The organism is Vibrio profundi (assembly GCF_005281835.1).
GTDB classification, from domain to species: domain Bacteria; phylum Pseudomonadota; class Gammaproteobacteria; order Enterobacterales; family Vibrionaceae; genus Vibrio; species Vibrio profundi.
In genome coordinates, this window is the sequence record NZ_RZIS01000012.1 from 53,944 (window position 1) to 67,462 (window position 13,519).

Consider the following 13,519-nt stretch of genomic DNA (forward strand, 5'->3'; position numbering starts at 1 on the left):
GGCGTGTCGTTCATTAATGAATCAGTCATTGCGTTCATGATGCTTTTCTCGCTTTCAGATATTTTGGCAAGCTTGTCGCTAGTACGTTTACAAATAGAATAAAGGAAGTAATTAATAGAGCTCCGGCCCAAGCTAACTCCTGCCAGGATGAGTATGGGCTCATCGCATATTGGTAGATGGTGACAGGCAGGTTAGCCATTGGTGCACTCATGTTGGTCGTCATGAAACTGCTATTCAATGCTGTAAAGAGCAGCGGAGCGGTTTCTCCTGAAATACGTGCGACAGAGAGCAAAATTGCGGTGATGATCCCTGGTCCCGCAGCTCGGTAGCTGAGCTTAGTGATCACTCGCCATTTTGGTGCACCTAAACCACTTCCCGCTTCTTTTAATGTGGGCGGGACAAGTCGAAGCATTTCTTCTGTTGATGAAATGATGACTGGCAATGCAAGAATTGCCAATGCAATCGCTCCCGCCCATGCAGAGTAAGATCCCATAGGTACGACAACGACCGCGTAGACAAATAACCCCACTAAAATCGATGGTGCGCTAACTAGCATCCCATTTAAAAATCGTAGTGTTTCGGCCGTTTTATTTTCTTTTGGAGCTTCAGATAACCAAGTGCCCGCGAGTACACCGAGTGGAGCAGCAATCGCGATTCCCATCCCTGTAAGTAAAAGGCTTCCATAGATGGCATTTTTGAGGCCACCTTCACTTCCCGGTGCTGGTGTCAGTTCGGTAAATAGGCTCCATTTCAGTCCTTTTAGCCCCTCACCAATTAACGTGTAAAGGATGCTTGATAAGACGATTAGGCCACATGCCGTTGCGGCAATACAAAAGGCAAAAAATAGTGCGTTTTTGAATTTTCTGATGTTCATGATTCACCTCGCTTCAGTAGGTAGCGTGCTGTTCCCATGACCAAAAAAGTAATCGCAAATAAAACAAGCCCTAGCGCAATGAGTGATGAAATATGCACTTCATTCGTCGCTTCATTGAATTGTTGCGCTATGGTCGAAGAAATAGAGCTTGCTGGCATAAAGAGTGATGTTTCGATGCGGTTGGCACCGCCAATTACAAAAGCGACGGCCATCGTTTCACCTAAAGCGCGACCTAATCCTAAAATCCCAGCACTTGCAACGGCACTTTTTACTTTAGGTAACAGGACTTTAGTGATCACTTCGAATGGTGTCGCACCTACACCATAAGCCGCTTCACGTAATACATCTGGGATTGAACGCAGAGCATCTCGAGTGAGTGCCGTCATGATCGGTAAGATCATAAAAGATAAAATAATGCCTGCGGTTAGTAAGCCAATACCGATTGGCGGCCCACTGAACCAAACACCAATTAGCGGAATGTCGGCCAGGTAAGTGAGAGCCCACATTTGGAATCCTTCTGAGAACCATGGCGCAAATACAAATAAGCCCCACATGCCGTAAATAATACTTGGAATAGCAGCGAGCAGTTCAATGGCTTTACTTACTGGGGGGCTGATCCATTTAGGTGCTAATTCTGCAAGGAAAATAGCGGTACCCAATGCGATCGGCACGGCGATACAAATTGCGATGAATGAGGTTACTAATGTGCCATAGATTGCTGATGCAGCACCGAAATTACTATTAATTGGATCCCAAACATTGTTAAAAACAAAACCAGGACCAAATTCTGAGAATGCTTGCCAGCCACCATCAATCAAAGAAAGAATGATGCCTGTTAAAGCGATAAAAATAAGAATTGATGAAGTAAAACTCAATTTTTCAAAAATCGAATCTCCATCCAGTCTCTTTGTCGTCATTGTCGTATTCATATGCGTTATAAATACTGCCAGAGGCGACCCAATCGCGTAGGTGTTAGCCCGTGCTAGAGAGTCACAACTGGCAGTATAGGCTCTTAATTAAAGGTGATGTTAAGGTTCAACGAATCAAATCATCGATTAATTAAGAAAGGTTTTTCCATTGGTAGTGAGTTCTTGTGACCAAGTGTCGTTCACCATCTGAGTGACGGCTTTCGGCATCGGAATGTAATCTAGCTCTTCCGCTGCTGAAGCGCCGTTTTCATAGCTCCAGTTAAAGAACTTGATGATCTCTTGGGCTTTTGCTGAGTCTTTTTGATCTTTATGCATCAAGATAAAAGTTGCAGCGGTCATCGGCCAAGAGTTAGCACCTGGCTGGTTGTTCAAAAGTAAGTGGTAGCCAGGTGCGCTCGCCCAGTCACCATTTGCTGCTGCAGATTGGAAGCTATCCATCGTTGGCTGCAAGAACTTACCTTCCGCACTGTCCATTTGCGTGTGAACTAAGTCGTTTTGTTTCGCGAAAGCGTATTCCACGTAGCCAATTGCTCCACGGGTTCGGCTAACGAAATTAGCGACTCCGGCGTTACCATTACCGCCAATAGTTGTGGCTTCACGTGGCCAAGTGATGTCTTTACCAACACCGACTTGGTCTGCCCAATCTTTACTTACTTGAGCAAGGTACTCAGTAAAGTTGAATGTGGTGCCAGACCCATCTGAGCGGTGGACAACGTAAATCGGTTGAGAAGGAATCGTTAGATCGCTGTTTAGCGAGGCAATGTCTTCATTGTTCCAATTTTTAATTTTGCCTAGATAGATGTCTGCAAGCAGTTCACCTGTCAGTTTCATTTCACCTGCTTTGATGCCAGGGATGTTTACAACGGGTACGATTGCGCCCATCACCATTGGGAATTGAATCATCTCTTCTTTGTTGAGTTCATCAATGGTTAATGGTGCATCTGTTGCGCCGAAATCAACGGTTTTAGCTGTGATTTGACGAATGCCACCGCCTGAACCAATTGCTTGGTAGTTGATTTGCACACCAGTCGCTTGCTGGTATTGCTCAGCCCACTTTGCATAGATTGGATGAGGGAAGGTCGCACCTGCACCATTAATCGTCGTGTTGGCAGAAACGTTAAAAGTTGCCGCGACTAAACAAGACGACAATAGTGTAGATTTAATCAATTTCACGGTATATCTCCAGTTAATCTATTATTCAATATGAACAATATCGGTGTTTGAATAAATAAAAGTTCTAGTGTTCAAGTAAAACATTGTGATTATTCAAGCTCAGTAAAATGTGACTAGACTGATTAAGTTGTCGAGGTGGAGACTATTAATGAAATATTTCAGTTTTATTAATGTGTGTTTCTAATCGATATAAATTGAAAAGGTTTATCTAAAACCATCTATTCTGATAAATAAACTTCACAGAATCGGTTTGATTTTTCACTTTCAGAGTAGCCACAAGTGCGATTGGTTGTTCCAAAGTTCGAGTCGAGTTGTGCCCAGCTTAAAAGGCGATACGTAAAGCGAAACACTCTCTAGGGTGGCTAAAATCAGTGAGACTGTGACTTACTTGGGATCGGAGGGAACTTGAGATGGAGTCGTATAGAAGTGACAATTATATTGAAGTGATTAAGAACTTTGATTTAGACTAAATAAATGGACATGCTCATTCTATTCTCAATTTATCTTATATATGGCTTGGCGTTTTTCGCAATTGGCTTTTCTATTATTTTTAGGAATTACCAAAACAGTCAAATAAGTATCTCTAAGCTTTTACCGACTCTCGCAGTATTTGGTTTTATTCATGGTATTCATGAGTGGTCTGAACTTTATATTGAGTTGTATGAGCATGAGTACAGTCATTCTATTAATATTGAAGTTTTCAAAGCCGTTAAGTTGTGGGTCTCTTTCTTAGCGTTAGGCGCGTTTGGTTGGAAAATGATCGACTTAATTGAATTACGCTGGTCAAAGTGGCTGAAAGCAGGGCTAACGTTATTGATGGCTATGTTTGTCTCAAGCCTATTCATTCGATATCAAACTCAGCCTTTTCAACAATATATAGACACCAGTGCAGAGCACATACGCCTGCTATTTGGTTTTGGTTCCGGTTTGCTCGCGGGCGTAACTCTGATTGTCTACGCTAAACAGTTTTATGATGCGGGGCATGGAGCCGCGTCACCGTTTACCTATACTGGTACGGCAATGATTGCGTATGGCGTTAGTGCTGGCATTCTCTTTTCTGATTTGGGAATTTGGGTTATTTTCCTGCGAACAGGTGCAGCAATTGCGATCCTGGTTTTTTTATGGAGAGCGCTTAGAGTCTTCGATATTGAGAGAGAGCGACAAATAGAAACGGCACTGCAGAATTCTTATCAAGACGCAAAATTGAAAGAGTTAGGAGAACTCACGTCAGCCGTGGCTCATGAAGTAAAAACACCGTTAAGTAGTGCACTGATGAGTTGCGATTTATTGGAGGCGCATTTGCCGAATGACGAAAACTCCTCTCGCCAGTTGTTGCGTATTCGGCATGGTATTGAACGTGCTGCACATATTAGCCAAGAGGTATTGAGTTTTGCCCATCATCGTAAAATGAATGTTCAGGAAATAACGGTTAATCAACTGGTTGAGTCGGCTACGTCTTTAATTGAGTATCGTTTGTCAGACTTTTCTATTGAAGTTCATGTGCCAGAACACTTATCAGTTCAAGGTGATGCGGTTCTTTTAGAAGAAGTGCTGGTCAACTTACTAGCGAATGCGATAGATGCTAGCCAAGACACTAAATCTATTTCTATCTTAGGTTACGTAAATCTGAACTTCGTGATTGTGGAAATCACTGACTCAGGTACAGGCGTACCGGATGCGTTATTAGATAAAGTGATACAGCCATTTTTTACAACGAAAGGTGTTGGCGAAGGAACCGGTATGGGGCTGGCGATTTGTAGGCAAATACTTATGCAGCACCACGGTGAGTTATCATTGAAGAACACTGAGCGTGGTTTATGCGTTCAAATTCGATTACCTAAGGCACTGCAATGAGCTTAAAACTACTATTAGCGGAAGATGACGAGCAGCTACGAGAAGTATTGATAGAAGCGCTCTCTTTAGAGGGGTTTGACGTTGTGGGGTATGATAATGCGGAGTCTGCCATCGACGCAGCGACCGAGCAGAGTTTTGACCTTGCTTTGTTTGATGTGGTGATGGGAGGGATGTCAGGCATTGAAGCCCTTTCTAACTTACGTCGTCAGCAGCCTAATATTGGCATTATCATTACAACAGCTTTCGCGACGGTAGATGTCGCGGTTGATGCGATGAAAAAAGGCGCCGATGAATTCTTAACTAAGCCATTTAACTTAGCAGCATTATCGGTGACGCTAAAACGAGTGCATGCTGAGAGATCTCCATTAACTCCCATTGAAGAGCGCAGTAATGATCAAATTTTCAGTGCGTTAGCTAACCCCATACGTAGAGCCGTACTCAATCATCTCCGAACACATCAAAGGTTAAAGTTTATGGATCTATGCCGTATTGTCGGCATTGAGGATCACACTAAATTTAACTTCCATCTGAGGCAACTCGTAAATTGTGGCCTAGTAGAGAAAGGTGAAAATAGAATTTACTCCCTGACCAAACGTGGTAAAGCAGTGCACTCAAGCATGCTGCAGTAAATCAGATCTTTTGAGTGGAATTGGCTTGGAAAAAGCTAAGTATGTCCTCTATCCAATGTTCTTTGTTTCTTAATCACCACCAAGGTTATTGTTCACAAACTTTAGAAACTGATCTCTAAGTGGGTGCTGCCTGTTGGCATTCCAAATGACCCCAACTTTCCATGTCGACTTTTCCCCTGTTAGCGATAAAAACTTAATTGAATGATCACTAAGGTGTCTGGCGCTACTTGGCACTATGGTAAAACCTAGATTTGCGGAAACCAGTGCCAGCAAAGTAAGAATATCATCCGCCTCTTGAGCGACATTGAGCTCCAGATGGTGGTGAAGGCAATATTGTTGAATTTGTTTATCGAGCCCTGGTCCACGATGACGCGCTAACTTTAAGCAGGGCAATGCGCTTAAACTCGTGAATAAGTTTTCAGGAGTGATATTACTATCTTTATGCACAGCGATAACCAGCGAGTCTTCAAACAAAGGTTGGCTCTCGAGCGCAGGAATATTTGGGATCCGGTTGAAACTGATATCTAACTCATGATTTTGTAATTGGTCAATTTGCAGCTGTGATGGCGTGTCGTTCAAAGTGATGTGAACGGACGGAAACCTAGCTTTAAATTCAGAAATCAACTTAGGTGCGACATGATAGGTGGACACACCAAAACCGATATTGAGGTGTCCGCTTGTCCCGGCCGATACCAATCCCGATAACTGTTCAAAAGCTTGCATTGAACCAACCAGCTTTTGCGCTTCAGGCAATAATGTTTCGCCAGCACGAGTGAGCTCTGCACCATTTCTCCCGCGCTCGAACAGAGCCGTACCTATTTGGGATTCTAGTCTTTGAATCTTTTTAGTCAAAGCCGACTGAGTCATAAATAATTGTTCTGAAGCGAGGCGATAATTCCCTGACGCCGCTAACTGGCAGTAAGCTTTAAGCAAATCAATATCCATTCCAAACACTCATGAAAAGCAGAATATTCTTCATTATATGGAATTGTTTTGATTTTTTATACTGGCGGAATTGTAACCAAGCTAATGAGAGGAATACTATGAGAGATGTGAAAGTCGCGTCAGTTCAATTCAACCACCATGCCGATGATAAAGCTTACAATTTAGCAACGATAGAGAAATACGTAGAGTCAGCAGCTCAGCAAGGTGTTGAAATTATATGCTTTCCCGAAATGTGTATCACCGGTTATTGGCATGTCTCTAAGCTGTCCCGAGAAGACATTGAACAACGCGCTGAACGTATACCAGCTGGCAGTTCATCTCAGCGTTTATTGGCGTTAGCCACTCAAAACAAGGTGAGTGTTGGCGCTGGGCTTATTGAGCTCGGTGAAGATGGCGAATTGTATAACACCTATGTACTTGCGATGCCTAACGGGGAAGTTAAAAAGCATCGTAAATTACACACCTTCGTTAGCCCATATATGAGCAGCGGCAGTGATTTTACTGTGTTTGATACGCCCCACGGCTGCAAAGTAGGGATCTTAATTTGCTGGGATAACAACTTAGTAGAGAATGTCAGGATCACGGCGTTAAAAGGAGCGGACATCTTGATTGCACCGCACCAAACGGGTGGTTGTCAGTCTCGAAGTCCAAATTCGATGAAGCACATTGATCCAAACCTGTGGCTCAATCGAGATAAAGATCCTGAGGCCATCCGCGCCGAAATGCAGGGGAAAAATGGAAGAGAGTGGTTAATGCGCTGGTTGCCTGCGCGCGCACATGACAACGGAATGTTTTTGATCTTCAGTAATGGGGTAGGCGTTGATACGGGTGAAGTTCGCACTGGAAACGCGATGATATTAAGCCCGTATGGTGAAACCATAGTCGAGACCGACAGCATAGAAGACGACATGGTGATAGCAGAGCTGAAAGCGCAAGAGCTGGAGATGTGCACGGGTCGCCGATGGATTCGAGGCCGACGACCTGATTTGTACCAACCAATGACACAAGCTTTGGGGAATGAGCTCGACCCGCATCAGGCTCGCTTTGCTGAAGAATAGTAGGAGCTAGGACTCTCCGGTGTAATTCAGGTACTCGATACAAAGGTTGTGGAACGCTTGTGCTTGAGGGGAAATGGTTCGATCAGCCAATCGGAAAATCCCAATTTGGCGCTGAAGTGGCGGATCGATTAAAGGGATCCACACCAAGCGAGTTTCATTGGTTGGGAATGCCAGTTTCGGTAACGTAGTCACGCCGATACCGAGTTCGAGTACTGAAAATAGAGATGTAATGTTTTCGACCGAATACAAAGCTTGTTGGCTGAGTGTTCGGGCGGGAGTGGGATCGAGTAGAGTGCAGGTTCCATTTCGGATGAACGGTTGTTTTAACAAAGTTTGCCATTCGATCCCTTCAAGCTGCTGAGCGATTGGGTTGTCTTTTAGGCACACCACACCGATAGGATCTGAGATCAATGGTGTGAATTCAACCGTATCTTCTTCAAGGTTTGAACAGTTACCAAGCGCTAAATCGACCTCTCCAGATAGCAACCTTTCTTCCACTCCAGCAGCATTATCGTCAATCAGGCTTACCTCTACATTAGGGAACTGCTCGCAGAACGCACCCAACACACTCGGGATCAATTTCGCCGCTACGGAAGGCACGCTCGCAATTCGAACTCGCCCTTGCTGGCCCGCTGCGGCTGCTCGTAAATCGTTATCTAAAGCTTTGTAAACATTCAGGAATTGAATGATTTTTGGGAGGCATATTTTTCCAAATGGTGTGAGAGTCGATTTGTTTCCCGTTTCAAACAGAGGCTGGCCGAGTATTTTTTCAAGCTCTTTTATTGACGTAGAAAGCGCCGCTTGAGATCGATTTGCACGGTTAGAAGCCGCTCTAAATCCTCCCTCTTCGACGACCAAAACAAAATGTTTCAATTGTTGGAGTTTAATACTCATAACCGTGATCCTTCGTCAGCCCTTGATTTACCTTACTTTATTTAAGGTGATAAGTTTTTTTTATCAAATGCACAAAATTTACCGTTAGATTTATCAGGTGTCAACGGGCAGTATTTAACCATCTTGAAACATAATTGTTACAAAGTTGGATGGAACCGTGAACGCTCAAACTAAAAAACACCCAGTGAAAACTTCTCTCTTTGCTTCTAAAGCGCCACTTGAATGGGCAATCGTTAATAACGGTACTTTGTACACTGCTCAGATCCCAATTGATGATACTGGGGCGGTCGTTGAAGGTGGTATTGAGGCACAAACACGCCAAACCTTCCACAACCTAGTACACACCTTAGAGTGTGCTGGCGAATCGCTAGACTCCGTGCTGCAAGTGTTGATTTACGTCACTGATCGCGAATACCTAAAAACGGTGAATAGCGTGTATGCCGAGTACTTTGAAGCGCCTTATCCAAACCGCGCTGCGATGGTGGTGGCAGGGTTAGCTCGAGAAGAAATGCTGGTGGAGTTTGTTGTGTACGCCTCTGCCTCTACACCGGAATAAATGGATAACTCGAAATTTGAACACGTTTGTTTGGAGTTCTAGGTAAATACATTTCCCAGTTAAACAAACTTCCCAACGAAATAAATAGTTAAAAACTTGGCTGCCAGACTCGAATGCAGCCCAACCGATACAAGGACAGAATGATGACTCAATTACAGAATGTTCCTGCAGAAAAAGCACTTTATATTGCGGGCGAATGGCAATCAGGTATCAGTACCGTCGCTAACATTAACCCTTCAGACATTTCTGAAAACTTAGGGGATTTCGCACAGGCAAGTGAAGCGCAAGTTCAACAAGCCATTTCAGCTGCGAAACATGCTCAGCCTGAATGGGAAAAAACACCGATTGAACGTAAGCAAGCAGTGCTTCAGGCCATTGGTGATGAGCTAATCGCACGCTGTGACGAACTGGGTACGCTACTTTCTCGTGAAGAAGGTAAGCCTTTTGCTGAAGGCCGTGGTGAAATTTACCGAGCGGGTCAATTCTTTCAATATTTTGCGGCTGAAGTGCTGCGTCAAATTGGTGATAACGCGGCTTCCGTCCGTCCAGGAGTCTCTGTTGAAGTGACTCGTGAAGCAGTAGGCGTTATCGCCATTATTTCTCCTTGGAATTTCCCAACAGCCACAGCGGCTTGGAAGATTGCCCCGGCACTGGCATTTGGTAACAGTGTGATTTGGAAGCCGGCGAACTTGACTCCGGCGAGTGCAGTGGCATTAACGGAAATCATTCATCGTCAAGGTATCCCTGCAGGCACTTTTAACCTAGTGCTAGGTAGCGGTTCGCAAGTTGGTAATACCTTAATCAACTCAAAAGAAGTTAATGGTGTGAGCTTCACTGGTTCGGTAGATACCGGGCGTAAAGTAGCCGCTGCTACGGCACCAAATTTTGTTCGCTGTCAGCTAGAAATGGGCAGTAAGAATGCCTTAGTGATTGCTGATGATGCCGATATTCAAACGGCTGTAGAAGCGACGATCGCCGGTTCATTCTCTGGTGCTGGCCAAAAATGTACCGCTTCCTCTCGACTTGTGGTGATGGATGGAATTCACGACCAATACGTTGAAGCTTTGATTAAGCGAATGAGTGAATTGAAAGTTGGCCACGCACTAGAAGAAGGCGTGTTCATGGGGCCTGTAGTCGATGGCAATCAGCTTGATGCGAATTTCAGCTGGATTGAAAAAGCACGTCAAAGCGGTGGTGAACTTGCCTTTGGCGGAGAGCGTTTGAACTTAGCGCACGATGGTTACTACATGTCACCGACGCTGTTCTTGAATACTCAAAATGATTGGGAAGTGAACCAAGAAGAAGTGTTCGCCCCAATGGCAAGTGTGATTCGGGTAGCCAACCTAGAAGAAGCGATCGCTACCACTAATGACACTCGCTTTGGCTTAACTGGCGGGATCATTACTCAGAGCTTGCGTACTAGCGCCTTATTTAAAGAGCAAGCGCAAACAGGGTGTGTGATGGTCAATTTGCCGACCGCAGGCACTGACTACCACGTTCCATTTGGTGGCCGTAAAGAGTCTAGCTTTGGCCCGCGTGAACAAGGTCAATACGCAAAAGAGTTTTATACAGTGGTGAAAACCGCTTACCAACGTCCTTACTAATCGTAAGTTGGTGGCGCCTATGTGCGCCACCTAAGTACAGCGGAATAAGACAAGGAATTGAGGAGTGGTTATGTACCAACAACGGATTGTTATAGATGGATTGCAATACTGCAATTGGGACCGAGAGTATTTCCAAACACTAAAAGCGAGTGGCATTACGGCTGTGCACGCCACCATGGTGTATCACGAAACGGCTCGTGAAACGTTAACTCGCTTTGCTGAGTGGAACCTAAGGTTCGAGCAAAATGCTGATTTGATCATGCCAATTCATAGCATGGCTGACGTAGAAAAAGCGAAAGCTGAAGGCAAAGTCGGGATCTTTCTCGGAGCACAAAACTGCTCACCAATTGATGACGAGATTGGCTTGATCGAAGTGATGCGTAAGCAAGGCCTATTGATCATGCAGCTCACTTATAACAACCAGAGCTTATTGGCGACAGGTTGCTATGAGCAAAATGATTCCGGCATTACCCGATTTGGCAAACAAGCTATCGAAGAAATGAACCGTGTCGGCATGATCATCGATATGTCTCATAGTGCTGAGCGCTCGACGCTTGAAGCTATTGACCTGTCTTCTCGTCCTATTTGTATCAGCCACGCTAACCCTACCTTTGCGCATGACGCATTGCGTAATAAATCGAATGACGTGATCAAAGCGTTGACGGCACGTGGTGGTTTGATTGGCTTTAGCTTGTACCCATTTCATTTGCCAAACGGCAGCCAATGTACCTTAGAAGACTTTTGCCAAATGGTCGCGACTACTGCCGATATGGTGGGTGTTGAGCACCTAGGGATTGGTAGTGATTTATGCCTGAATCAACCTCAAGCGGTGCTGGAGTGGATGCGTAATGGTCGCTGGTCTAAAGCGATGGATTACGGGGAAGGCTCTGCAAGCAATTCAGGTTGGCCAGATGCTCTGCCTTGGTTCTGCGGTAGCACTGGCATGGAGAATATATACAACGGATTAATGCGTCATGGATTCAGCGAATCTGAGGCGGGACAAGTACTGGGTGAAAACTGGTTTAACTTTTTAAACGATGGTCTTGAACCTTTGAATTAAGACTAGCGAATCAAAAAGGAAAACCGCCTATTTCGTAAAGCCGTAACCCAAACATGGAACAGCCTGCCCAACACTAAAATAATAGGGCAGGTGTTAAATACACCTCTTGTAGCCATCATACACATGGCAGCTGCAAAGAAACCTCTGGAGTCAGAGTATGTCTGATTTAACCAATAGCGTGAAACCTTCAAACTTAGAAGCAGCAGGCGTAAATGCTTCGCTATCGACAGGAACGAAGAGCCAGTCAAACACAATGAACACGAGTATAGGGAGTGATTCAAATTCAGATAAGTTAGGGTTAAGCAATCCAGCTTTTTGGTATAGCGGTGGCTTCATCGCATTGTTCGTAGCACTAGCTTTGTACGACGGGGAGCTACTTTCTAGCTTAGTTAACTCGGGCTTCGCATGGTCGGTGAAAGTCTTCGGACCTTATTGGCAATTGCTACTTCTTCTGACTTTTCTTATTGGTCTTGGCTTAGCGGCAGGGCGAACAGGCAAGGTTATTCTGGGTGGAATTGTTAAACCGGAAATGGATGCGTTTCGCTGGATGGCCATCATCTTCTGTACGCTACTCGCGGGTGGCGGTGTATTTTGGGCAGCGGCAGAGCCAATTGCGCACTACGTTAGCCCGCCGCCATTATACGGCGCCACCGAGAACACCCAACAAGGCGCCGTAAACGCACTATCGCAATCTTTCATGCACTGGGGCTTCTTAGCTTGGGCGATTGTTGGCAGCTTAACTTCCATTGTGGTGATGCACCTTCACTATGACAAAGGGCTACCTCTTAAACCGCGCATTCTTCTTTACCCAGTGTTAGGTGAGCGAGCGCTTAAAGGCCATACCGGCGCATTGATCGACGCGTGTTGTATTGTTGCGGTCGCGGCGGGAACCATAGGGCCAATTGGCTTCTTGGGCTTGCAAGTGAGCTACGCATTGAATGCTCTATTCGATATTCCAGATGGCTTCACCACGCAGCTTATTATCATCTTATTCGCTATCGTGCTGTACACACTATCTGCTTTGAGCGGCTTGAATCGCGGCATGCAAATGCTGAGTCGATACAACGTTATTCTAGCGATGGCACTGATGGTGTACATCCTGATTTTTGGCCCAACTAACTTCATCTTTAATGGCTACATCCAAGGTGTAGGCAGCATGTTAGACAACTTTATTCCGATGGCGACGTACCGCGGGGATGAAGGCTGGTTGAGCTGGTGGACAGTATTCTTCTGGGGATGGTTCTTAGGCTATGGCCCAATGATGGCGATTTTTATTGCTCGAATCTCTCGTGGTCGCAGCATCCGCCAATTGGTTTCGACCATCAGTATTATTGCGCCGCTTGTGACTTGCTTTTGGTTCACTATCGTCGGTGGTTCTGGTCTTGCATTTGAAATAGCAGAGCCGGGGAGCGTGAGTAAAGCATTTGAAGGGTTCAATTTGCCGGGCGCTCTGCTTGCGGTGACTCAGCAACTGCCTTTGCCGATGTTGATTTCAATCCTGTTCCTGATTTTGACTACGATCTTTATCGTCACGACAGGTGACTCAATGACGTACACCATCAGTGTGGTGATAAGTGGCGAAACAGAGCCTAACGCTATCATCCGTACTTTTTGGGGCGTGATGATGGGGGTAACGGCATTAATACTGATTTCTCTAGGTTCCGGTGGTATTTCAGCGCTGCAGTCCTTCATTGTTATTACCGCTGTACCCGTGTCGCTCATCCTGTTGCCATCGCTTTGGAATGCGCCACAGATAGCGATGAAAATGGCCAAAGAGCAGGGCCTATAACGCTAATTAACATCTAACGACCTAGCTAACGCTATGTGAAAACAGTGACTTAGATAAGTGGTGACCCGGTGAAGATACATTGGGCATCACTGAGTCTAGAAAAATGAAAGTGGGCGGTTGCCCAAATAGAACATCAAACTCTGAAAGCTAGTGA

The 13,519-nt window shown here is 45.2% G+C and carries 12 protein-coding genes; 7 read left to right on the forward strand and 5 right to left on the reverse strand.

Annotation, left to right across the window (positions count from 1 at the left end):
- Positions 1–34: 34 nt before the first annotated feature.
- The 3 genes from pstA to pstS all read right to left on the reverse strand — a co-directional run bounded on the left by pstA (position 35) and on the right by pstS (position 2,976).
- Positions 35–874: a phosphate ABC transporter permease PstA gene (gene pstA / locus ELZ11_RS21330; RefSeq protein ID WP_137359401.1), complete on the reverse strand. Its 840-nt coding sequence runs from the start codon at positions 872–874 to the stop codon at positions 35–37.
- Positions 871–1,791, reverse strand: a complete 921-nt coding sequence (gene pstC / locus ELZ11_RS21335) for a phosphate ABC transporter permease subunit PstC (RefSeq protein ID WP_137359402.1) — start codon at positions 1,789–1,791, stop codon at positions 871–873. Before pstC ends, pstA begins: the two co-directional genes overlap by 4 nt.
- Before the next feature lie 138 nt (positions 1,792–1,929).
- Positions 1,930–2,976, reverse strand: a complete 1,047-nt coding sequence (gene pstS, locus ELZ11_RS21340; RefSeq protein ID WP_137359403.1) for a phosphate ABC transporter substrate-binding protein PstS — start codon at positions 2,974–2,976, stop codon at positions 1,930–1,932.
- 474 nt (positions 2,977–3,450) lie between these two features.
- On the opposite strand from pstS, the gene ELZ11_RS21345 reads away from it, so the two are divergent.
- Positions 3,451–4,830: a sensor histidine kinase gene (locus tag ELZ11_RS21345; RefSeq protein ID WP_137359404.1), complete on the forward strand. Its 1,380-nt coding sequence runs from the start codon at positions 3,451–3,453 to the stop codon at positions 4,828–4,830.
- On the forward strand, positions 4,827–5,459 hold the full coding sequence (locus tag ELZ11_RS21350) for a response regulator (RefSeq protein ID WP_137359405.1): 633 nt from the start codon (positions 4,827–4,829) through the stop codon (positions 5,457–5,459). Before ELZ11_RS21345 ends, ELZ11_RS21350 begins: the two co-directional genes overlap by 4 nt.
- A gap of 69 nt (positions 5,460–5,528) precedes the next feature.
- Here the strand turns inward: ELZ11_RS21350 and ELZ11_RS21355 are convergent, their stop codons facing one another.
- On the reverse strand, positions 5,529–6,404 hold the full coding sequence (locus ELZ11_RS21355) for a LysR family transcriptional regulator (protein WP_137359406.1): 876 nt from the start codon (positions 6,402–6,404) through the stop codon (positions 5,529–5,531).
- A gap of 98 nt (positions 6,405–6,502) precedes the next feature.
- Between ELZ11_RS21355 and ELZ11_RS21360 the strand changes: the two genes are divergently transcribed.
- Entirely contained in the window at positions 6,503–7,462 is a 960-nt protein-coding gene (locus tag ELZ11_RS21360) for a nitrilase family protein (protein WP_137359407.1), read from the forward strand.
- 6 nt (positions 7,463–7,468) lie between these two features.
- Here the strand turns inward: ELZ11_RS21360 and ELZ11_RS21365 are convergent, their stop codons facing one another.
- Entirely contained in the window at positions 7,469–8,356 is an 888-nt protein-coding gene (locus tag ELZ11_RS21365; RefSeq protein WP_137359408.1) for a LysR family transcriptional regulator, read from the reverse strand.
- A 157-nt stretch (positions 8,357–8,513) separates the two neighbouring features.
- On the opposite strand from ELZ11_RS21365, the gene ELZ11_RS21370 reads away from it, so the two are divergent.
- The 4 genes from ELZ11_RS21370 to ELZ11_RS21385 all read left to right on the forward strand — a co-directional run bounded on the left by ELZ11_RS21370 (position 8,514) and on the right by ELZ11_RS21385 (position 13,365).
- Positions 8,514–8,912 (forward strand): RidA family protein, encoded by a 399-nt coding sequence (locus tag ELZ11_RS21370; RefSeq protein WP_137359409.1) that lies wholly within the window; start codon positions 8,514–8,516, stop codon positions 8,910–8,912.
- Between the two features lie 143 nt (positions 8,913–9,055).
- Entirely contained in the window at positions 9,056–10,516 is a 1,461-nt protein-coding gene (locus tag ELZ11_RS21375; RefSeq protein WP_137359410.1) for an aldehyde dehydrogenase family protein, read from the forward strand.
- A 70-nt stretch (positions 10,517–10,586) separates the two neighbouring features.
- Positions 10,587–11,576, forward strand: coding sequence for a membrane dipeptidase (locus ELZ11_RS21380; RefSeq protein WP_137359411.1), 990 nt, complete (start codon positions 10,587–10,589; stop codon positions 11,574–11,576).
- A gap of 157 nt (positions 11,577–11,733) precedes the next feature.
- On the forward strand, positions 11,734–13,365 hold the full coding sequence (locus tag ELZ11_RS21385; RefSeq protein WP_137359412.1) for a BCCT family transporter: 1,632 nt from the start codon (positions 11,734–11,736) through the stop codon (positions 13,363–13,365).
- The last annotated feature ends 154 nt before the right edge of the window (positions 13,366–13,519 follow it).